Here is a 22,040-nt window from a genome sequence, read left to right on the forward strand (position 1 = left end):
GCTTTCTTTTCAGCCTCAAATTGTTCCAGCACGGTTTTTTCCCAAGGCTGGGGCGCTATGGCGCGCGGCTTGAGTGAGGTGCGATGAATTTCAAGATCGTATTTCTTACCCACCTGCGCTGCAATTTGCGGGGCTTGGGTATGACAAACGGGGATGGCAGCCATTGGCCCGCCCGCCTTCATGGCCGTTTGCAAGGCGGCTTTGAGCGTTGTAGCGTATTCCTTGATGGCTGCTTGAGATTTTTGCATGGCTGCCTGTTCAGATTTGGACTGATCCGCCTGAACCGCTAACGGGGAAAGAGCAAGGGCAGCGAACACAGAAAGCACGACGGGACGGAATGAATTGATTGGCATCGGTGTATCTCCAAGAGTTTTTATCAAAAACAGGGCGTTTCAAACGTGATGTTCACAAAGATAATAGTTTAGTCTTTATGCCCATTAAAATGGCTTGGCTAATCGTAACGTCTTTCAATAAGATTTATCGCTTATGTTTATTCTCCCGGAATTAATCTCCCAGGATTAATTTCTTGGGGCTCATAGCCGCTGAACCGATTCAACTGCGGGCAATGCCTGCAAGCGTTTGATCAGCCCGGCGGTATCACCGGCGGCGGGCAACTCGAAGGTCACGGCCATATCCGTCAGCCCGCTATTGCGTTCCAACCGGCTGCGACTCTCGACCACGCGCGCCTTGAACGGTGCCAGCACCGGCCCGAGGTCCGCCCAGAATCGGGCCACATCTTCCAGCAGGAAATCGAGCTTCAGGACTTGTGCCCAGCCAGTCGGCTGACTTGGCCACTCGACGGCCAGAATCCGTTCCGGGAACTCGGCCTGCAGATGGCGAATATTCGCGCAGTCGCTTTTATGCAGTTTGAGTCCTTGCCCCCGGGTGATGAATGCCAGTACCGGATCGCCGGGACGTGGATGGCAACAGCCCGCTGGCTGCGCCTTCATGCCATCGAGCGACAGCACTGCTTCTTCCGGCGACAGGGCCGCACCCGAAACGGAGGCGTTTTTTAACCGCTGCGCCGGTGCTGGCTCTTGCTCCGGCAATTTAATGACCTCACGGGCCGCATTGAGCAAGCTATTGGCATCGAGTTTGTGATTACCGACGGCTTCATACAAGGCATCCAGACTCTTGAGCTTGAGTGTGGTCACCAGTTTGGATTGTGCCTGCCGATTCAACCCCAGGCGACGAAACAAACGATCGCAATGCGCCGCGCCCGCCTCCCGGGCCGCCGTCTGATCCAGCCGGTGGAACCAGTTGCGGACCTTCGCCCGCGCACTGGCCGAATGCAGAAATCCGGCCTGCGCATTGCCCCATTCACGGCTGGGGCCGGGGGTCGGCTGGGTGAGAATTTCCACCTGATCGGCCTGATTCAACACGGTTTTGATCGGCACGATCTGGCCGTTGATTTTCGCCCCGCGACAACGATGCCCGACAAGGGTATGCACACGGTAGGCATAATCGAGCACGGTCGAACCCAGTGGCAGGGCGATGATGTCGCCTTGCGGTGTGAAGACATACACTTCTTCCACACGTGGCTGCGCCGTACCACCCGCTGCCAACGCCTGCCGCAGGCGGTTCAATTCGGCAGCAAAGGGGTCTTCCTGTTGCCCGCCGCCTTCCTTGTATCGCCAGTGCGCGGCCACGCCCAGTTCTGCCTGTTCGTGCATGGCACGGGTACGAATCTGAATTTCGACCACCTTGTCCTCCAGCGCGTGCACGGCCGTGTGCAGGGACTGATAGCCGTTTTCCTTCGGGCGGGCGATGTAATCGTCATATTCGGCCTCGATGGGCGCAAACAGGCTGTGTGCCACGCTCAAGGCAGCGTAGCAATCCTGCAGCGTTTCGACTTCGACCCGCAGGGCGCGCACGTCAAACAGGCCATCGAAGCTGAGTTTCTTGCGCTGCATCTTGCCCCAGATGCTGTAGATGTGTTTTGGGCGGCCATACACCCGCGCCTTGATGCCCGCCTCCGCCAATGCCGATTCCAGCGCGGTACGCACGCGCTGCAAATAGGCTTCCCGCTCGGTGCGCCGCTCATCGAGCAGGTGCGCAATGCGCTTATAGATGTCCGGTTCCAGATGACGGAAGGCGAGGTCTTCGAGCTCCCACTTGATCTGCCCCAACCCCAAGCGGTGTGCGATGGGCGCATACACATCCAGCGTTTCAGCCGCGATGGCCCGACGTTTGGCCTGATCCGGTTCGAATACGAGCCCACGCAACCGCTCCAGCCGATGCACGAGCTGAATCAGCATGACGCGCACGTCGCTGATGGCGCTCAGCAATAACCGACGCAGATTCTCGTACCAGTCGGCCTGCTGGTCGCGCCGATACTGCTCGCCCAACTGCAACAGGCGCTGCATTTGCGCCACCTGCCAGGCCACAACGCCACCATAGTCCCGCCGCAATTGATCTTGATCCATCTTGCCCAGCAAACGAGGGTCGGCCAGTACACAGGCCTGAACGGTTTCAATATCCGCACCGATTTCGAGCAGATCCAAAGCCGCACGCGGCCCACGTGCGCGCGAAACCTGGCCGTCCCATACCGAACCGGCCAGACGACAGGCAGCCATAACCCGCGTGTCACCCGCCGTGCGTTCGGCAAGCTCGCTGCACAAAGACTCATTGGGCGCATCGAGGGCATAGCGCATGATTCAACTCTCACAAACCGGCGATCAGGACGAAAAATGGCCTATCAGTATAGGGTTTTGGCAAGGGAAGTTTCGGATCAATCCAAGACATGCCGAACAAACTGCCCAGAACTATGCTCATCGGTTCACCCGAGGGGGCCGTTCCGTGCTTTAATTCGGGTCGAAATGACGACCGACAAAAAAGGCCCACACCATGACCGCTAAAAAAACTTTTGATTTGAACGCAGAACACCACCGTATCAATCGCAATTCGTGGCTGCGTGCGTCTGTGATGGGCGCCAACGACGGCATCGTCTCGGTATCAAGCCTGATGCTTGGCTTCATCGCCTCAAATGCCGACAACCAGACCATCGTACTGTCGGGTCTTGCCGGTCTTGTCGCCGGCGCCATGTCGATGGCTGCAGGTGAATATGTATCTGTGCAATCACAAAAGGATACGGAGCAATCCGACCTCGAACAGGAAGCCCACGAACTCGAGCGCAACTACGAATATGAGCTTCAAGAACTGGCCACCATTTACAGGGATCGTGGCCTTTCTCCCGCACTGGCTGAACAGGTCGCCAAGGAACTGATGGAAAAAGATGCTTTGGGCGCCCACGCCCGCGACGAACTGGGCTTACATGAAATTTCCCGCGCTCGTCCACTGCAAGCGGCGCTCTCATCGGCCGCCGCGTTCTCGATCGGTGCCGGCATGCCGCTGGTGTCAGCCTTGTTGCTCCCGCAAGCGTGGCTGTTCAGTGGCGTTATCACCATCACCCTGCTCGCACTCATTATTCTTGGCAGCCTCGCCGCCTGGACCGGCGGTGCATCCATCGTCCGCGGTGCCTCCCGCGTGTTAATTTGGGGCGCATTGGCCATGGCAGCCACCTCATTGATCGGTCATTTCTTTGGCATCAGTGTCTGACCCGATGGGTTCAACACTTGAAGGGGCTTGAAGAGGGCTTGCCATTAACGGCCTCAAGCGAGGATAATGCCAGCCCTTCGCGGGTGTAGTTCAATGGTAGAACTTCTGCTTCCCAAGCAGATAGCGAGGGTTCGATTCCCTTCACCCGCTCCACAACATTTCAGGGCCCGTATGGGCCTTTTGTCTTTTTGAGATTCGGAGAACGACCACAAAGTCATGCACCGAGTCACTAAGGGCGACTGCTTCGGTCTATTATTCTCCTTCTCAACCAAACATCAGAGTCACGTTTTGTCTCAGACTGATTGCATTATTGTCGGAAGTGGAGTCGCCGGGTTATCCAGCGCATTGCGCCTGGCCAAGGCCGGTTGGCGCGTCACCGTGCTTGAGCGGGAAGAAATCGGTCGCGAGGCCTCCTGGGCGGGCGGCGGTATTTTATGTCCGCTGTACGGTTGGCGTTATCCGGAACCGGTCATGCGCCTGGCGGCTGCGGGTATGGCGCAATACCGTCGATTCACCGACGAACTGAGCGCCAACGGCCACACCGATCCTGAACTATTCACCAGCGGCATGCTGATCCTTGATCCGTGTTCATCTTCCGCCGAGCAATCCACTGTTTCGAATTGGGCAACGCGCTACAGCATCCGGCACCAGTGGCAAGATGCGAGCCAGCACTTCCCGCACTTAGCTCAGGAACGCGCCCTCTGGCTGCCGGACATCGAAACCGTCCGTAACCCGCGGCTGATGCGGGCGCTGGTGGAATCCGTTCGTGAAGCCGGGGTGGATATCCGTGCGCACACGCCAGTGCATGGTTTGATTCTGGATGGCTCTCAGGTCATCGGTGTTCGCACCGAACAGGGTGACCTGTTCGCCTCGCATGTGCTGATCACGGCGGGCGCCTGGTCCGGGCAGTGGGTGCCCGACCCTCTGATCCCCGGCTTGAGCCCGGCCGACATCTTCCCTGTTCGCGGGCAGATGATACGTTTCGATGCCGCGATGCACACGGGGCTTGCTACCATTTTGATGGATGAAGGCGTTTACCTGATTCCACGCAAGGATGGTTCGGTGGTTGTTGGTTCCAGCGTCGAGCACGTCGGTTTCGACAAGCATACGACGGAAGAAGCCATGGCCCGCCTGCACCGCAAGGCAGTTGAGCTCTGGCCGAATCTGGCCCACGCCCCGATTGCACAGCAATGGTCCGGCCTGCGGCCCGGCACCCGTGACGAAATCCCCTACATCGGCGCGCATCCAGAGATTGCGAGTTTGTTCGTCAGCACGGGGTTCTACCGCAACGGGCTGGCGATGGCGCCTGCCGTGGCCGAACTCATTACCGATGTGATGCTGGGCCGACCGACACAAATCGATCTCGGCGATTACCGGATCGATCGCCCGTAAGAGTCGGGCTAAGAAGACCGAAAACAGAAAAGCCTGAGTCGTCCGACATGGACGTCCTCAGGCTTTTGCCGTTTCAAACGAGGGCTCTGTTTACCCTCACCAATCAACAGGCGCTCTGCCAGAGACAACCTGCTGCGCAAGCGGCTGAATTAAAGCGCATCCTCGTTCTCTTCACCCGTACGAATCCGCACTGCTCGCTCGACCGGGAACACGAAAATCTTGCCGTCGCCGATCTTGCCAGAATGCGCCGACTTGATGATGGCGTCCAAAACGGCATCGACCAAGTCATCGGAAACCACGATTTCCAGTTTTATTTTTGGCAGAAAATCAACCACATAATCAGCGCCACGATACAATTCCGTATGGCCTTTCTGCCGGCCGAAACCCTTGACTTCCGTCGCTGTCATGCCATTGATACCCAGCTCCATCAGTGCGGTGCGCACGTCATCGAGACGGAAGGGTTTAATGATGGCTTCGATCTTTTTCATGCAATTGTCCTTAGTTGAGTTGTTGTGGTTGCTGTAATGACAGGATATTAAGCCATATCCACCGGATCAACATCAATCGACCAGCGAATACCTTTTGTGCGGCGACTGCCCTGCCAGGATTCGAGTTGAGTCAGTGCCGCGTGCAGCCTTGGGCGATCGTCCGCCAGAATCAGTAATTGGTAACGATAACGGCCCGCCCGTCGGGCCAACGGGGCAGGTACCGGCCCCCATACATCCAGTGGGCTATCGGCAGGATCGGCATGGTATTGATGCAACCAGTCGGCCATATGGGTCAAAAGATCTCTGGGCGCATCGACATCCCGGGCATCCGCTCGGATCAGTGCCGCCGCACGCACGGGCGGCAATCCGGCTTCGGCTCGCTCCGCAAGCAGGGTTTGCGCAAAGCTGGCGTAACCGGCAAGGATCAGTCGGTTCAGGCCGACGTGTTCTGGCTGATGCGTCTGCACGAGAACCGTTCCGGCACGGCTGGCACGCCCTGCCCGCCCCGCTACCTGAATCAGTTGCTGTGCAAACCGCTCTGCGCCACGAAAATCATTGGCGAACAACGCCTGATCCGCATCCACAACGGCAACCAGAGAAACGTGGGGGAAATCATGCCCTTTGACCAGAATTTGCGTACCGACGATCAAGCGCGCCTCGCCGGACTGGATACTTGCCAGCCGACGATCCAATTCCCCCACCCGGCTCAAGGCATCCCGATCGAGCCGTTCGATGCCGAATCCGGGAAATAGCCCGGTCAACACATCTTCGAGCTGTTCCGTACCCAAGCCGCGTGGTGAGAGCGGCGTGGAACAACTCGGACATGCCGTCGGCGGCTGACACTCGAATCCGCAATGATGACAACGCAGTCGCTGCGCCCCCCGGTGCCAGGTCATGAACGAATCGCAATGTGGACACTCGGCAACCCAGCCACAGGCATGACACAACAGATTCGAGGCATAACCTCGCCGGTTGAGGTAAAGCATCACCTGTCCGCCCGCGAGCAGATGCGTTTCGATGGCAGCAGCCAGCTCATCCGACAACCCGCCGCGCATCCGTTGCTGACGCACGTCCAGCAGACGGATATCCGGCATGGCCGCTCCACCCGCCCGCTCCGGCAGGGTCAGCAGGTGATAGCGCCCCAAGGAAACATTGCGCAGTGATTCGAGCGACGGTGTGGCCGAACCCAGCATGATGGGCACACCCAAACGTCGCGCGCGCCAGATGGCCACGTCGCGTGCGTGATAACCAAAGCCTTCGGACTGCTTGAACGAGCCGTCGTGCTCCTCATCCACCACGATCAGCCCCAAATCGGCAAACGGCTGGAATACGGCAGACCGGGTGCCGATCACGACTTTCGCATCGCCCGAACGCGCTGCCAGCCAGGCATTCAACCGGTCGCCATCGTTCAAGCCCGAATGCAGCACGGCAGGAACCAAGCCTAACCGATCCGTAAAGCGGGTAACCAACTGTGGCGTCAGGGCGATTTCGGGCACCAGAATCATTACCTGCCGGCCCTGCGCCAAGACCTGATCGATCAGGTTCAAATAGACTTCCGTCTTGCCGCTACCGGTCACGCCTTCAAGCAGCCAGACCCCGAAACGGTCAAGAGAGGCGGCAACCTCGGTTACTGCTGCCGATTGCGCTTCATTCAGAGTCGGAGCAGGCAGGGTGTTGGCGGACGTATCGGCCCGCACTGGCCACATCCAGGACACGGTTTGTTCGAACGGCTCAATCAAACCCATATCGGCCAACCGCTGCCGCACAGCTTTGGGGAAATCCCGCAACCGGGATTCGGACACACCCTCCGGCGTTTGCGCGATCCGTTCCAGCAACGCGCGCTGTCGCACACCGCGCAAGGTTCCTTCGACCAAGGCCTGTTCGCCGGACGGCAGAATCCGCCACGCCATGCCACGCAGAGACTGGCCTTGCCGCAGTCTCGGTGCCAGCGCCGCCAGCACGGTTTCCCCCAAAGGGAAATGGTAGTAATCGGCAGCCCATCCCAGGCAGGCCAGCAATTCGACGTCCAGCAGCGGTTCGTCATCCAGAACCGACAGCACGGGTTTGATCACCCATTCCGCTTCTTTCTCCGCCGGGGACCAAAGCACGCCCATGCGTTGCCCCTTGCCCAGCGGAACCTGTACCCTTATTCCGGCCTGAACAGGTGTCTGGTTTGGCACACCGTAGGTGAACAAGGTCTGCAACGGCCCCGGCAAGGCGACCTGCCAATACACCATGCCTTCGCCCGAAGATGCTTCGCGCGTGCTGATGGATGGGGCGATGTTGGGCTTGGGCATGAGGTGTTCAGCAGGTGCGGATGAGACCGCCGTGATCTCAAAATTGCGTTCATCATAACGCCTGCTTCGCGGCATGTTGATGGTTCGATCAAGACATAGGCCATGACCGGATGAAACGCCTCTGAAAAGCTTAACCAGCACTTGCGTTTGTCATGCAAACGAGATAAATTGCGCGCCTTGCCTGGGTGGCGGAATTGGTAGACGCAGTGGATTCAAAATCCACCGATAGCGATATCGTGTCGGTTCGAGTCCGACCCTAGGCACCAAACACATGTTATAAATCAACAAGTTAATTGACATGAGGTGCATTCACGGTGCATCGATTTTAAGAAACCCAGCTAGTCTGGGTTTTCTTTTGCCCGGATTATTCCCTCCCCCTCTGTAAGCATAGATGACCGCCCGGTTTGTCCGGGACACTTAAACTTCGAGGGGCGGAAAGAAGGTATGCATGCGTCGTTACAGTGATGAGTTCAAAGAGCAGGTGGTACGCAAGATGATGCCGCCCAATGCCCAGTCGGTAGCCCAAGTGCATCGGGATACCGGCATTTCCGAGCCAACCCTTTATGCTTGGCGTAATCGTTATCGTGCGGAGGGCTATGTGGTGCCGGCAGATCAATCGAACCCGGAAAGTTGGCGTTGAGAGGACAAGCTGGCGGTGGTGATCGAGACGGCTGCCTTGAACGAGCAGCAGATGTCAGCGTACTGCCGTCGCAAAGGTCTTTATCCCGAACAGGTTCAGCGTTGGCGAGAAGCGGCAGCGGCTGGTACCTCGGGGGCTGAGCGGCTATCGGTGGCAGAGCGGCGAGCATTGCAAGCTGAACGCAAGAAGATCCGGCATCTGGAAAAGGATTTGCAGCGTAAAGAGAAGGCACTGGCGGGGGCGGCCGCACTGCTGATACTGCAAAAAAAGCCCGCGCCATCTGGGGGAACGACGGGGACGATTGATCGTTGCTACCGACCGTCAGATGGCCATTGAGTTGATTGATGTGGCCTGTGCCGCCGGGGCTCGCCAAGCCTCTGCTTGTGCCGTGCTGGAGATCGATACCCGCACGTTGCGGCGGTGGCGGCGACAGCGCGAGAAACACATGTTGTGCGATCGACGCAAAGCGGCTGCACAGACTCGGGCGATGGGCAACAAGCTCACGCCACAGGAGCGCGAACGCATTCTGGCAATCTGCAACGAGCCGGATTATCAGAGCCTGCCCCGTCACAGATCGTGCCGCGTTTGGCTGACCAAGGCGTATACGTGGCCTCTGAGTCAAGTTTTTACCGGTTGTTACGAGATGCCGGCCTGCAGCATCGCCGCGGTCGCGCGCAAACGCCGCGTACGGTGATCAAACCGCAGGGCTTCAAGGCCCAGGCCCCGAACCAAGTCTGGAGTTGGGATATTACCTACCTGGCCTCAACGATGCGCGGTGCTTTCTATCGACTATACCTAGTCGAGGATATCTACAGCCGCAAGATCGTCGGCTGGGAAGTCCATGAGCAGGAGACGGCAGCGTATGCGGCACAGATGATCCAACGGACCTGTCTGGCCGAAGGCATACAGCGGGAAGGTTTGGTATTGCACGCAGAAAATGGCGGACCGATGAAGGGCGCCACGATGCTGGCGACCCTGCAACGTCTGGGTATCGTGCCCTCGTTCAGTCGACCGTCGGTCAGTGATGACAACCCGTACTCGGAGAGCCTGTTTCGCACCCTCAAGTACGTACCGACTTATCCGGCAAAACCCTTTGCCAGCCTGAGTGAAGCCCGGGCGTGGGTGGACCGGTTTGTTCATTGGTATAACGAGGAGCACCGCCACAGCGCCATACGCTACGTCACGCCTGGACAGCATCACCGTGGTGATTATGCTGCGATCCTGGCGCATCGTCGAGAGGTATACAACCAAGCGAAAGCCCGACAGCCTCAACGATGGTCAGGGGGTATCCGTGACTGGCAGCCTATCGGCGAGGTCTGGCTGAATCCGCCTCGGGAAATCCGGGAGCGCAGCCAGAATAAAGACTTAGCTGCATGACATCAGCGGTCATCTTTGTTGACAAACACCGTGCTCTAGTTCACGAGTCTTGTCGGCTGATACAAAAACTTCTGAAAACCACTGAACATCTCACCGATTTCATCCGGCTTGCCGAGGTCGGCGATGGCATCATTGATGGAGTCGTGGTATTTCAAACGCAGTAGCGGGGTGAGTTTGGTTTTGTCCAATTCCTCCACCCCCACGCTGATGTAATGCGAGAGCACGAAATCCAGAAACACTTGCTGCTTGCTGTTGAAGTGGCTACTGATGAGTGCCATGGCCCGATCCGCGCGTTCTTCACGGCTCAGCGGTGTTTGGGCGTAGGCCACATAAGCCAGCACATCGAACAGATCACTCTTTTGTGCATCGATAATCTGTTGCATTTCCCGCAGTTGATCCGTACCGAAGCCTTTTTCGGCCAAACCATCGAGCAAGCGTTTGCGGGTTTCGGGATCGCTCCACAGGGCGCGTAATTCGTCTTCGTCTTTGAAAAACTCCGGCAATCGGCCAAATAGCGACTCCATGAACTGCTGGGCAGACATCGGCGTGCCATCCGGGTGCCAGAAGCTCGTGCTCATCATGTGCTGGATGGTGCGGGCTTTGCCATCGGAAAGCTGCACTTTCACCTTGGGTTTGCGCTCGTAAGGCGAACCGGGTTCATGCACGCCATCGGGCGGGGTTGGTTCACCCGGTGGTTTGGGTGGGCGGGGTTCGGTCGGTTCCGGTTCCAGCGGTTCACCATCCCATTCGGGGTCATTGAAGTGATGGTGCGCTTTGACGAAATCATAAATCGTGAAGTAATCCTTGCCGTCATACAGCCGCGTGCCGCGCCCGATAATCTGTTTGAATTCGATCATTGAGTTGACGGGGCGCATCAGCACGATATTGCGCACGTTGCGGGCATCCACACCCGTCGAGAGCTTTTGCGATGTGGTTAGGATTGTCGGAATGGATTTCTCGTTGTCCTGAAAATCACGCAGATATTGCTCACCCAAAGCGCCATCATTGGCGGTCACGCGTTGGCAGTAATTCGGGTCGCTGCTGGTTTTGATCTGGTTGATCAGGTCACGCACGGCCAGGGCATGTTCCTGGGTTGCACAGAACACAATGGTTTTTTCACGCTGGTCGATTTGCGCCATGAAAATCTCGACTCGCTTTTTCTCGCGTTCCTTGATCTCGATGATTTTGTTGAAGTCGGCCTCTTCGTAGCGCTTGCCCGCTTCAATCTCGCCTTCCACCAGCGTGTCATCGGGCGTGTACACGTACTCATCGAGCGTGGTGGCGATCTGCTTCACTCGGAATGGGGTCAAAAAGCCATCGTTGATGCCGTCCTTCAATGAATACACAAACACCGGCTCACCGAAGTATTTGTAGGTATCCACGTTGTCCTTTCGCTTGGGCGTAGCGGTCAGGCCAAGCTGAACGGCAGGTGAGAAATATTCCAGAATGCCGCGCCAGTTACTTTCATCGTTCGCGCCACCTCGGTGGCACTCGTCGATAATGATGCAATCAAAAAAATCCGGCGGGTAATCACCAAAATACGGTGCAGGCTTACCTTCTGCATCCTGCCCGCTCATGAATGTCTGGAAAATCGTGAAAAACAGACTGCCGTTTTTCGGCACCCGCCCCTGCTTGCGAATATCGGCAGGGTCAATCCGCACCAGCGCATCTTCAGGGAAAGCCGAAAAGGCATTGAATGCCTGATTGGCGAGAATGTTGCGATCAGCCAGGAACAGAATACGCGGGCGGCGGCTCGGCTCCGCTTCACGCTGCCAATCGCGCAGATTCCAACGGCTATGAAACAGCTTCCATGCCAGTTGAAAGGCAATAAAGGTTTTGCCTGTGCCGGTTGCCAAGGTGAGCAAAATGCGCGATTGATGATCGGTGATTGCCGACAGCACGCGCTCGATGGCGATGTCTTGATAATATCGGCTTTGGATATAGCCGCCCCGATCCTCGAACGGCACCGCCGCGAAGCGATCACGCCAAGCATTTTGGGTGGCAAAAGTCCGCGCCCATAACTCATCGGGGGATGGAAAATTTGCGAGCTCGGCTTCGGCACCGGATTCCATATCGACGCCATAAATGCCCTGCCCATTGGTCGCATACGCAAAACGGATGGCGAGTTTGCCGGAGTAATCCTTGGCTTGGCCCACGCCCTCGGTCAGTGGTTTATTCCACGCCTTGGCCTCGACCACGGCTAACTTGGTATTGCGGTATTCCAGTACATAATCGGCCGTCAGCGCCTTGCCGCGTTTACCCGCACCTTCAATGCGCCCCATGGTAATCGGATATTCCCGCCGAATGCGCGAACCGGCCACCACGCCCCATCCGGCAGCAGCCAAGGCAGGGTCAATATGTTCGGCGCGGGTTTCGGCTTCGTTCACCGGATCAGCCTCCTTGCATGCAGATTCGGTGTTAGTGGGGCGTTAAATCACGCCCAGTGGGGGTTTGCTTTGATCAGCTTGCGCCTGAACCTTGCGGTGGGCAGCTTCTTTGATAACCTGTTGCTGGCGTTCGGTGGCTTCTTTGAGCACACCGGCATAAACACGCTTCTTCTGCTCGGAAGACGCATTACGAATAAAGTCCGAAAATGGCGTTGACTCCACCGGGTGCGATTTTTTCAGGAAACTCAGCATAGTATTCAGCTCTTATCTAGCACTTGGAGATGCCTAAAAGGCGCTCAAGGGAGGAAACATCGTATTTTTCGGGAATATGGTTGTCAACGTTATCCACATTGTCTTTATAGACGCGCGTCGATCCATCAATGTTCTTGAACAATAGGTCAACGCGAATTTTTTTACCATAAATTTGTTTGAGATGATTAACCACTTGCCGGGAAGAAAAATACTGCTCAATAAAAGTCTCTGGCAAAATGCGTCGGCCTTCCATCGCTTCTCGTGCCTGCACAAACACCCATGCTTGGGCGGGATCTTGATACACATACAGAATCTGTACGAGACGATGTTTACCCAAGGCCCTCTGAATGTTTTTAACCGCCACCTTGAAGCTCGATAGCGTGCCATCCAGAAGGAAGCTCTGCTCTTTTTTAAACGCCTCATCAAGAATACGATCCACCACGCGAGCCACCGCTTTCTGAAATAACCACGCATTACCGCCGGTGTAGGCGGGAAACTCGTGGCGCAGTTCATCGGGGTCAATGCGTAGAATCTTGAAACCATCATTGGCTTCGAAGGCGCTAAGTAGTGCTTGTGATGTTTCTGTTTTGCCCGCCCCCGGCGAACCAGCCATAAACACCGATACGGGATTGGCCTCGGGGGGATGTAAATCAAGAGCGGTCAGTTTTTTTGCAATCTCCGCACGATGCTGCTTGGCATAAGCAATGGCCTCATTTTCAATTCGCTGCTCTTCGTCTGACTTGACCATGGCCGCCCCTATAATTGTCCACTGAAAACCTGGTGCAGCAGGGATTTTTTCAGCTCGTCGAGGGCAGCGAGTTTTTGTTGGTAGAGGGATTCGAGGCGTTGGGTTTCGGCAGCAACTGCCTTGATTCCGCCGACGATAGTTTTTTGCTGTTCAAGCGGTGGCAAGTTAATCGACAGATTCCCAAGATCGGTATTGCTCAAATTTGGCATTACCGCGCCACCGGCAATCTTCTCAAGCCTCTGCTTGCAGGCATCCGAGCGAAGGAATCTGACAAGGTAGCCGGAATCGCAACGCTCAGACGGTTTGATGAAGAAGCAGCCTGTCCCGCACAACCAACCATCCTCAACACTTGTGACCAACGCACAACGACCCATTTCGCCCCTGCGACCGATCACGATGTCACCCTCTCGCATGATGTAGCTCGAAAGACGCTCGGCGGTTTCTTTGGATACGGTTTTCTGCATGTCGGGTTCGATGCCAGTCGCGGAGATATGGGCTGGATTGACCAGAGGAATTCCGTTAGTAACGTAGTCACTCTTGTGAAGCAATGAGCCGAATGGCCCAGTGTAAATTCCACCAGTTGCTTTACCCAGTGTTGTGCTGATCCACCCCTCACCCCGCTGCGTGAACACGGATTGCAGGTGGCTTTCAAACAAGGCGCGGGCGTTCTGGCGGTTCTGTTCGACATTGGCGCGGGCTTTGGCGATGCCATCAAAAGCTTCGTCGAGAATGGCGACAATGCGGTGTTGTTCGTGGATCGGCGGAAGTGGGATTTGTAGTGATTTTACGAATGGAAGTTTTACGCCTTGAACCGTAGCACCAGTGCCGGCCGCCACGATTAAGTCCGCAGTGCTCTTGAGCCACCAAAAAAGAAAGCGCACTGCAAGATCGCTTGGGTTAATTGGAACAATAGCGCGAAGATCTTGATTGATAGCTGTGTCTTGTCCAAGTAGGCAGACTTTTCCCAATCCAACTCGGGTTGCGATTACCACATTGCCACTCGGAATAATGTTGGTTGCACTACTTGTGACGGCTGCCTTGGTGATCTTGCATTCAGTCTCGGTAATAACGTCCGACCGCATGTCCCGGACGGTCGCCCAATGGATTTCGCCTGAGTAATATTCCGCGTTGTCCTTGGATGGAGTACCGCCACCAATTACTTTGCAGACGTCGCCAAGACTTTTGGTCTTCCACCCAGCCTTCATAACAACGCCCGAATATTCGCCAGCACTTCCGCACTTTCCGCATCCAGCGCGGCAATCTCGTCCATGATGGCTTGCGGGCTGCGGTGGATAATTTCTTCATGGCCATTCGGGTTCTTGACCGAAAGATCATAGGTGGTGGTGTCGAGGGTGTTGGCATCCACGCGCCAGCTTTTGGGCGAATCGGCAAAGGTTTTTTGCAGTTCGATAAATTCAGCTAAATCCGCATCGTTTAGCGGGTTGGTTTTACCCATATTGCGGCCGGGGTCGAGCTGGTAATACCAAACGTTGCGGGTCGGCGCGCCTTTCTCGAAGAACAGCACAACGGTTTTGACACCAGCACCCAGAAACGTGCCGCCGGGCATATCGAGCACGGTGTGCAGGTTGCAGGATTCGAGCAGCAGTTTACGCAAGGATACCGAGGCGTTGTCGGTGTTGCTCAAGAAGGTGTTTTTAATCACCACGGCCGCGCGGCCACCAGCCTTGAGCAGTTTGATGAAGTGTTGCAGGAACAAAAAGGCGGTTTCGCCGGTGCGGATGGGGAAGTTTTGTTGCACTTCCTTGCGTTCCTTGCCGCCGAAGGGCGGGTTGGCGAGGATGACCTCGAAGCGGTCTTTGTCCTGCACGTCGGCGAGGTTTTCGGCCAGGGTGTTGGTGTGGACGATGTTCGGCGCTTCGATGCCATGCAGGATCATGTTCATGATGGCAATCACATAGGCCAGCGATTTCTTTTCCTTGCCGTAAAAAGTGCGCTCTTGCAGGGTTTTGATGTCGGCGGTGGTAAGGTTCGGCTGGCTTTTGAGGTAGTCGAAGGCTTCACACAAAAAGCCCGCGCTGCCCACGGCGCCATCGTATATGCGCTCGCCGATTTGCGGGGCGACCACGCGCACCATGGCGCGGATCAACGGGCGCGGGGTGTAATATTCACCGCCATTGCGCCCGGCATTACCCATGTTTTTGATTTTGGCTTCGTACAGGTGCGAGAGTTCGTGCTTTTCGGTTTGTGAGCCAAAACGCAGTTCGTCGATATGGTCGATGATTTCGCGCAGGTTGTAGCCGCTGTGAATCTTGTTTTTTATTTCACCGAAAATCTCGCCGATTTTGTATTCAAGCGTGTTCGGCCCCGCCGCGCGTTGCTTGAAGCCTTGCAGGTAGGGGAACAGTTTGCAATCCACAAAATCACGCAGGTCATCGCCCGTCATCGCGGCATTGTGGTCAACCACGCCGTTGGCATCTTTTGGCGCGGCCCAGGCATCCCATCGGTAGGCGGCATCCAATATCGGGGTGTAGGTTTTGCCTTCAAGCTGGGCTTCAATCGCCTTGTCCCGTTCAAGGCTATCGAGATATTTCAGGAACAACAGCCACGAGGTTTGCTCGGTGTAATCGAGCTCTGTGGTGCAACCGGCTTCTTTCCAGAGCACGTTGTCGATATTGCGAAAGGCTTGTTCAAACATGGCTTATGGGTTTTGTGTGGCGAAAACAGCTTGCATGATAGCCCAAGGGCTGGAAAACCTTTCCGCACCCACTCAATAGCGTGAATGAAACAGCAATTTCTGCCGGTTGGGCGAATGTTTCCTAAGAAAAGGCAAATGGGTACGCGACTGGGTACGTGAACGCTAAAAAACAAAAAACCGCCTTTCGGCGGTTAATGAAAATTTTAGATTTAATTGGTCGGGATGAGAGGATTTGAACCTCCGACCACCTACACCCCATGCAGGTGCGCTACCAGGCTGCGCTACATCCCGAGTATTTTCCACAGCAATGCCGTGTGAAATCAGGCGCGCATCTTAACCGAGCAGCGCCAAATAATAAAGCCATTTGATGCAATTTACGCGGCAAGATCACGCGGGTTTTCTCACACGGAACCACAAGGCATACATTGCGGGCAAAAACAGCAGGGTAAGGAAGGTGCCACCAAATATGCCGCCGATCAGGGTATAGGCCAGTGGCCCCCAGAAGGTGCTTTCGGTCAGCGGAATAAAGGCGAGTACGGCAGCCAAAGCGGTGAGTATGACGGGGCGCGCGCGGCGGATGGTGGCTTCGATGACGGCGGTGTAGCGATCCTGCCCTTGCCGCTCGTTTTCGTTGATCTGCCCCACCAGAATCAGGGTGTTGCGCATGAGAATACCCGCCAGACCGATCAAACCCAGCAAGGCGACAAAACCGAACGGCTGGTTGAACAGCGCCAGAGAGGCGACGGCACCGATCAGGCCCAGGGGTGCAGTCAAAAGCACCATGAACATGCCGGGGAAGGAACGCATGATGAGCATGATCAGGGTCAGCATCAGCAGCACCATGATCGGCATGACCTTGGCGATGGAGGCTTGTGCCTTGGCAGATTCTTCCACAGACCCACCGATCTGTATTTCGTATCCAAGCGGCAAGTCGGCACGGATCGGTTCGAGCTGTTTCCAGATCGCGGCGGTGACATCCGGCGGTTGGGCGCCGCTGACTTCGGCATCCACGTTGATATACGGATCACGATTGCGCCGCTTCATGATGGGGTATTGATACGCCGTGGTGATGTGCCCAAGCTGACCGAGCGGCACGGTTTTGCCGTTATCGAGGCGAATGGACAGGGCTTCGAGTTGGGCCAATTGGCGCGAGGTGAACGGGGAACCGCGCACGTTCAGATCCACGCTGCGAATATCGACGCGCAATTCGGTGGCCGTCGTGCCGGAAAGCCACATCTGCGTTTGCTCGGCGATGGCTTGGGGGGTGATACCCAACGCGGCCAGGCGCGCCTGATCGAGCTTGAAGTCGAGCACAGGAACTTTTTCACCCCAGGCCAGATGCGGGTCGATGGTGTGTGGATTGGCAGCCATGACGACGCGGACGCGCTCGCCAATGCGCTGAAGCTCACGGATATCCGGCCCCATGACCCGGAATTGTACCGGCCAGATGACCGGCGGGCCGTAAAGCAAGGGATGTGGCCGGATACGCGCCTCAGGGAAATCGCCCGCATCGATTTTCCTTTGCAGCATGGCCTGAAGCTCATCGCGCTCGGTCGCGTTGTGGGCCACGGCAATGATCTTGGCGAACGCCGGATTCGGCAGTTCGGGATTCAACGCCAAGAAGAAACGCGGTGCGCCCTGCCCGATATAGGTTGAGAGCGAATCGAGCTGTGGAGCGCCACGCAGCGCTGCTTCCACGCGGTGAGCCACTTTCTGCGTGGCCCCGATGGACGAACCTTCGGGCAGATCGATATCGATCAAGAGTTCAGGGCGATCCGAGCTGGGGAAAAACTGCTTGGCGACGCCCTTGCCCATCACGGCAATAGAGGCAACGAACAGCAGCAAGGTTACGCCCGCGACGAGCCAGCGATAATTCACGCAGAAGGTGACGACTCGGCGCAGGCCACGATAAACCCGCCCCTGATACATGCCGGTACTGCCCTCGGGGTGCGGAATAACCTTCGGCAGGAAGTGCACACCCAGATAAGGCGTAAAGACGACGGCAACCAACCAGGAGGCGATCAGCGATATGCCGAGAATCCAGAAGATGTTACCGGCGTACTCGCCGACATTGGACTGGGCAAAACCAATCGGCACGAACCCGACCACGGTAATGAGCGTGCCGATCAGCATGGGCGCTGCCGTGATGCGCCAGGCCGCTGCGGCCGCCTCGACGCGATCGACGCCTTCTTCGAGTTTTACCAGCATCATTTCGATGGCGATGATGGCGTCATCGACCAGCAGACCGAGCGAGAGAATCAGCGCGCCCAAGGTGATACGGTCAAGATTCTTTCCGGTCATCAGCATGATACCGAAGGTGATGCTGAGCGTCAGCGGCACGGCCAAAGCGACGACCAGACCGGCCCTCAAACCCAGCGCGATGAAACCGACCAGCATCACGACACCCAACGCGATGAAGAACTTGAGCTGAAACGTGTTGACGGCCAGCGCAATCGCATTGGCCTGATCGGTGATCTTGGTGAGTTTGACGCCCAACGGCAGTAACCCGGACTCGGATTTCTCGAAGGCCTCCAGTCGCTTGCCCAGGGCCAGGCCATTGGCGTTCTTCGCCATGACCACACCGACGATAATGACATTCTGGCCTTCGCTTTGAATGATATAGCTCGGCGGATCGGCATAACCGAGGCGCACCTTCGCCACGTCGCCGACGCGAATCACCTTGCCCTGGACATTCAGAGCGGTGTTTTCAATGCGCTGAACCATACCTGGGGCGCTCGCGCGGAAACCTGAATCCAACCGGAAATAGAGTCGCGGCCCTGCCGTTTCGATCAAACCGGCAGGCACGATGGTGTTCTGGGCGGCCAGGGCGCGGCCGACCTCAGCCGGGGTAATGCCCAGTACGTTCAGGGTATGGGGGTCGAAATCGACAAACACTTGCTCGGGTTGTTCGCCCAGAATATGCGCCTTAGCGACACCCGGCACCGACAGCACGGCCGAACGCAAACGCTCCGCTTCACGCGCCAGTTCGCGTTCAGGCAATTTCGGCGCTGTCAGGGCATAGAGGGTGAAATACACATCGGAAAAATCGTCGTTGAAGAACGGCCCCCGCACACCTTGCGGCAGTGTCGGTGCCACATCACCCAAGTGCTTGCGCACCTGATAGAACGACTGTTGAACCTGATCAGGCGGCGTATCCTCACGGAAATTGACCAGCATTTCGATGCGACCGGGGCGCGCGGTGGTTTCCACCCGATCAAAATAGGGCACATCCTGCAGGGCCTTTTCGAGGGGATCGGCCACCTGATCCTGCATTTGCCGGGCCGTGGCACCCGGCCATTGCGCCGTGACCACCATCACCTTGAGCGTGAACGCCGGGTCTTCCGCCCGCCCCAAGGAGACGAACGAGTAAATGCCGACCAAGGCCACCATGATGATGAAATACAAGGTAACGGCACGCTCGCGCACCGCCAGTGCCGACAGGTTAAACCCCGAGAACGGGCGGGTGGGCTGTTCGCTCACTGCTTATCTCCCGTTTCGATCACCGTGCCCGTGTCTGTTCCCAGGCCCGGCTGCATGCGAACTTTCTCACCATCATGGAGCCGATTGACCCCGAGCGCGACGATGGGGGTACCGGTGGGCAGATCGGTCGAAATCACGGCGAATTCATGCTCCAGCCGGTTTACGGTGATAGGCTGCATCTTCACCTTGCCGTCACGCTGCACCACGAACACGGCGGCTTGACTACCCTGACCGAGAATCGCCGAGATCGGAACAATCTTCGAAACGGATTGCCCGGCGAACGACAAGGTGACGCTTTGACCCAACCCGGCCACCACCGAAGGATTCTCTGCCAAGTCGAACCGGACTGACCAAGTCCGACTGGCCGGATCAACCGCGCCGTCTACGGAAGCGAACCTGGCATCGATCGGTGTCGATTGGCCATAAATCTGCGCCTGGGCTGAATGCGGCAAGCTGGTCAAACGCTGTTCCGGCACAGCCACCAGCGCCTGTCGCGCCTGCCCTGCCGCCAACGTCACCACCGGCTGCCCCGCGCTCACCACCGTACCTTGATCGGCATCCACCGACGCCACAACACCGGCAAAAGGTGCCGTGAGATCGGCATAATCCAAGGCCAGTTTCGCCTGATCGAGTTGCGCCCGACTGGCTGTTTGTGCTGCACGAGCGGTTTGTAGGCCGGATTTGGCCTGATCATAATCCTGCGGGCTGGCGAGTTTCCTGGTCAGCAAGGATTGAATGCGGTCGAAGTTCTGCTGCGCGAACCGCGCCTGCGCTTCGGCCTGTTGTGCCTGAGCCTGGGCTGCTGCCAGTTTTGCCCGAAGATCGGCAGGGTCCAGCTTCGCCAACACTTCACCCGCCTTGACACGGGCACCCCGCTCGACCAACCGTTCGGCAATCCGCCCTCCGACCTGGAAGCCTACTACCGACTGGGTTTTTGCCACGACCAGGCCAGTCAGGTCCGGCTGATCCAGCGTTCCGGGCTGAATGGTCGCCACACGCACCACTGGTGGAGGCACATCGACTTTGGGTTGGTCTTTCTGGCAACCTGCCAAAACCACGCTCAAAGCAATCAAAAATGCGGCCTTGCCATAGGGTTTCCGCGCCACAATTCCAACACTCATAGTCTTTTCCTTAGGTACCAACGCTACAGACGCCAAATCGCCCGACTGCTGCCATAATTGGTGCCCTTTTGTATTTGTTTGCCATCATATGACCACACTTGTCTGGTTCCGTCAGGATCTGCGCCTCACTGACCACCCTGCCCTCCATGCGGTGCTGCGCGCACCCACGGACAAAGGCCTCATCATACCGGTTTATATCCATACCGCCGAAACACTTGAGTCGGGTATGGGAAGTGGCCATGGCCTTCCTGAAGGCGGTGCCGCGCGCTGGTGGCGACATCATAGCCTCAAAGCACTTTCCAAAAGTCTGGAAGCACGGGGCAGTCGGCTTGTGATCCGACGTGGCGATCCGTTGACCGAGCTGCGGCAACTGATTCGGGAAACGGGCGCCACCCGCGTGGTTTGGCATCGGCGCATGGAACCGGCAGCACGCGAAGAAGACAGCCGGATCAAGGCCACTTTGCGCGCCGCGGGAATCGAGGTTCACTCCTTCAATGGCAATTACCTGCATGAGCCCTGGGAGATTATGAACAAACAGGGCAAACCTTTTCAGGTATTCACACCGTACTGGAAGGCCGTGATCACAGCCGGACTGGATTTGCCTTCACTGCCTGCGCCCGATGCCCTGCCAAACGTACCCGATAACCTCAACAGTCTTAACGTTGAAGATCTCGGGTTGTTGCCCAAAATCCCCTGGGATCTGGATTTCTATGTGCAATGGCAACCCGGTGAAACCGGCGCCTGGAAAAGGTTTGAAGACTTTCTGCCCCTGATCGACGATTATGCCGAAGCTCGCAATCTGCTCATCGGTACCGGGGTATCGAAACTCTCCGCGCATCTGCATTTCGGTGAAATCAGCCCGCGCCAGATTGTGCGCCACCTGCTCGATACGCGCGGCAGCGTGCTCGAACCGCGTGGTGTCGAGCATTTCGTGCGTGAACTCGGTTGGCGGGAATTCGGTGCTTATCTCGCTTTTCATTTTCCCGAAACCGTCGATTCACCATTGGATAAACGGTTTTTGCACTTTGCATGGCGTGATGCACCGGAAGATTTACGGGCCTGGCAACGCGGCCAGACAGGTGTCCCCGTGGTCGATGCCGCCATGCGTTGCCTCTGGCATACGGGATGGATGCACAATCGCGCGCGGATGATCGTGGCCTCGTTTCTCACCAAAAATCTGTTGATCGACTGGCGGCATGGCGCGGCGTGGTTCATGGACACGCTCATCGATGCGGACGAACCCAGCAACACCGCAGGCTGGCAATGGACCGCCGGTACCGGGGCCGATGCCGCACCGTATTTCCGCATCTTCAACCCCGTGTTGCAGGCCGAGAAATTCGATCCGGATGGCGCCTTCATTCGCCGTTGGGTGCCCGAACTGGCGCGATTGCATAATCGCTATCTGTACGCGCCCTGGACGGCAGACACAAATACATTACATCAGGCAGGAATCACACTCGGCAAAACCTACCCCGCCCCCATCGTCGATCTCCAAGGCAGCCGCCAGCGGGCCCTGGAACACTTCAATGAGATCAAGCGGGCGCCGTGAGGGGCATTCGTCGACTTGTGCCGAATCACTTCAGCCACAGCCACGCTAATCTGGCAGAATCCAGAACAATCGCAACCATGCAACCAGCAACAGCT

Annotated in this window: 14 protein-coding genes, 3 tRNA genes and 1 pseudogene; 6 read left to right on the plus strand and 12 right to left on the minus strand. The window is 57.0% G+C overall.

Annotation, left to right across the window (positions count from 1 at the left end; genetic code table 11):
- Together M7R55_RS07880 and M7R55_RS07885 are read right to left on the minus strand one after the other, a co-directional pair.
- The coding region (locus tag M7R55_RS07880; RefSeq protein ID WP_298219869.1) for a DUF3365 domain-containing protein at positions 1-353 on the minus strand (353 nt) is incomplete at its 3' end.
- 180 nt (positions 354-533) lie between these two features.
- Entirely contained in the window at positions 534-2,654 is a 2,121-nt protein-coding gene (locus M7R55_RS07885; RefSeq protein ID WP_298219870.1) for an HD domain-containing protein, read from the minus strand.
- A 193-nt stretch (positions 2,655-2,847) separates the two neighbouring features.
- On the opposite strand from M7R55_RS07885, the gene M7R55_RS07890 reads away from it, so the two are divergent.
- The 3 genes from M7R55_RS07890 to thiO all read left to right on the plus strand — a co-directional run bounded on the left by M7R55_RS07890 (position 2,848) and on the right by thiO (position 4,950).
- Complete coding sequence (locus M7R55_RS07890; protein ID WP_298219871.1) at positions 2,848-3,558, plus strand: VIT family protein; 711 nt, start codon at positions 2,848-2,850, stop codon at positions 3,556-3,558.
- Positions 3,559-3,637: 79 nt separating this feature from the next.
- Positions 3,638-3,711: transfer RNA gene (locus tag M7R55_RS07895), tRNA-Gly, on the plus strand.
- 135 nt (positions 3,712-3,846) lie between these two features.
- Entirely contained in the window at positions 3,847-4,950 is a 1,104-nt protein-coding gene (thiO, locus tag M7R55_RS07900) for a glycine oxidase ThiO (protein ID WP_298219872.1), read from the plus strand.
- A 149-nt stretch (positions 4,951-5,099) separates the two neighbouring features.
- On the opposite strand, the gene M7R55_RS07905 is transcribed toward thiO, so the two are convergent.
- Together M7R55_RS07905 and M7R55_RS07910 are read right to left on the minus strand one after the other, a co-directional pair.
- Positions 5,100-5,438, minus strand: a complete 339-nt coding sequence (locus M7R55_RS07905) for a P-II family nitrogen regulator (RefSeq protein ID WP_298219873.1) — start codon at positions 5,436-5,438, stop codon at positions 5,100-5,102.
- Between the two features lie 47 nt (positions 5,439-5,485).
- Positions 5,486-7,810, minus strand: a complete 2,325-nt coding sequence (locus M7R55_RS07910; RefSeq protein WP_298219874.1) for a primosomal protein N' — start codon at positions 7,808-7,810, stop codon at positions 5,486-5,488.
- 104 nt (positions 7,811-7,914) lie between these two features.
- On the opposite strand from M7R55_RS07910, the gene M7R55_RS07915 reads away from it, so the two are divergent.
- Positions 7,915-8,001 (plus strand) — tRNA-Leu (locus tag M7R55_RS07915).
- Between the two features lie 182 nt (positions 8,002-8,183).
- Positions 8,184-9,752 (plus strand): annotated as a pseudogene (locus M7R55_RS07920) (IS3 family transposase).
- Positions 9,753-9,787: 35 nt separating this feature from the next.
- On the opposite strand, the gene hsdR reads toward M7R55_RS07920, so the two are convergent.
- From hsdR to M7R55_RS07960, 8 genes are all read right to left on the minus strand, one after another.
- Entirely contained in the window at positions 9,788-12,139 is a 2,352-nt protein-coding gene (gene hsdR / locus M7R55_RS07925) for an EcoAI/FtnUII family type I restriction enzme subunit R (protein ID WP_298219875.1), read from the minus strand.
- Positions 12,140-12,181: 42 nt separating this feature from the next.
- The gene (locus tag M7R55_RS07930; protein WP_290682236.1) at positions 12,182-12,391 is read right to left on the minus strand and encodes a hypothetical protein; all 210 of its coding nucleotides are present in this window, start codon (positions 12,389-12,391) and stop codon (positions 12,182-12,184) included.
- Between the two features lie 16 nt (positions 12,392-12,407).
- Positions 12,408-13,139: a zeta toxin family protein gene (locus M7R55_RS07935; RefSeq protein ID WP_298219876.1), complete on the minus strand. Its 732-nt coding sequence runs from the start codon at positions 13,137-13,139 to the stop codon at positions 12,408-12,410.
- A gap of 8 nt (positions 13,140-13,147) precedes the next feature.
- Positions 13,148-14,344 carry a restriction endonuclease subunit S gene (locus M7R55_RS07940; RefSeq protein ID WP_298219877.1) on the minus strand — a complete coding sequence of 399 codons (1,197 nt, stop codon included), beginning with the start codon at positions 14,342-14,344 and terminating at the stop codon, positions 13,148-13,150.
- Positions 14,341-15,795 (minus strand): N-6 DNA methylase, encoded by a 1,455-nt coding sequence (locus M7R55_RS07945; RefSeq protein WP_298219878.1) that lies wholly within the window; start codon positions 15,793-15,795, stop codon positions 14,341-14,343. The genes M7R55_RS07940 and M7R55_RS07945 overlap by 4 nt, the downstream gene beginning before the upstream one ends.
- 214 nt (positions 15,796-16,009) lie before the next feature.
- Positions 16,010-16,086: transfer RNA gene (locus M7R55_RS07950), tRNA-Pro, on the minus strand.
- Between the two features lie 96 nt (positions 16,087-16,182).
- The gene (locus M7R55_RS07955) at positions 16,183-19,275 is read right to left on the minus strand and encodes an efflux RND transporter permease subunit (RefSeq protein WP_298219879.1); all 3,093 of its coding nucleotides are present in this window, start codon (positions 19,273-19,275) and stop codon (positions 16,183-16,185) included.
- Positions 19,272-20,396, minus strand: coding sequence for an efflux RND transporter periplasmic adaptor subunit (locus tag M7R55_RS07960; RefSeq protein WP_298219880.1), 1,125 nt, complete (start codon positions 20,394-20,396; stop codon positions 19,272-19,274). The genes M7R55_RS07955 and M7R55_RS07960 overlap by 4 nt, the downstream gene beginning before the upstream one ends.
- An 88-nt stretch (positions 20,397-20,484) precedes the next feature.
- Here M7R55_RS07960 and M7R55_RS07965 point away from each other — a divergent pair, with 88 nt between their 5' ends.
- Positions 20,485-21,945: a deoxyribodipyrimidine photo-lyase gene (locus M7R55_RS07965; RefSeq protein WP_298219881.1), complete on the plus strand. Its 1,461-nt coding sequence runs from the start codon at positions 20,485-20,487 to the stop codon at positions 21,943-21,945.
- The last annotated feature ends 95 nt before the right edge of the window (positions 21,946-22,040 follow it).

The sequence above is a fragment of the Halothiobacillus sp. genome, from assembly GCF_027346185.1.
Taxonomy (GTDB): Bacteria; Pseudomonadota; Gammaproteobacteria; order Halothiobacillales; family Halothiobacillaceae; genus Halothiobacillus.

Coding starts and splice junctions, on each gene's coding strand:
- M7R55_RS07885 (WP_298219870.1), bottom strand. CDS start 2,654: ATGCGCTATGCCCTCGATGCGCCCAATGAGTCTTTGTGCAGCGAGCTT.
- M7R55_RS07890 (WP_298219871.1), top strand. CDS start 2,848: ATGACCGCTAAAAAAACTTTTGATTTGAACGCAGAACACCACCGTATC.
- M7R55_RS07905 (WP_298219873.1), bottom strand. CDS start 5,438: ATGAAAAAGATCGAAGCCATCATTAAACCCTTCCGTCTCGATGACGTG.
- M7R55_RS07910 (WP_298219874.1), bottom strand. CDS start 7,810: ATGCCGCGAAGCAGGCGTTATGATGAACGCAATTTTGAGATCACGGCG.
- M7R55_RS07930 (WP_290682236.1), bottom strand. CDS start 12,391: ATGCTGAGTTTCCTGAAAAAATCGCACCCGGTGGAGTCAACGCCATTT.
- M7R55_RS07935 (WP_298219876.1), bottom strand. CDS start 13,139: ATGGTCAAGTCAGACGAAGAGCAGCGAATTGAAAATGAGGCCATTGCT.
- M7R55_RS07940 (WP_298219877.1), bottom strand. CDS start 14,344: ATGAAGGCTGGGTGGAAGACCAAAAGTCTTGGCGACGTCTGCAAAGTA.
- M7R55_RS07945 (WP_298219878.1), bottom strand. CDS start 15,795: ATGTTTGAACAAGCCTTTCGCAATATCGACAACGTGCTCTGGAAAGAA.
- M7R55_RS07960 (WP_298219880.1), bottom strand. CDS start 20,396: ATGAGTGTTGGAATTGTGGCGCGGAAACCCTATGGCAAGGCCGCATTT.
- M7R55_RS07965 (WP_298219881.1), top strand. CDS start 20,485: ATGACCACACTTGTCTGGTTCCGTCAGGATCTGCGCCTCACTGACCAC.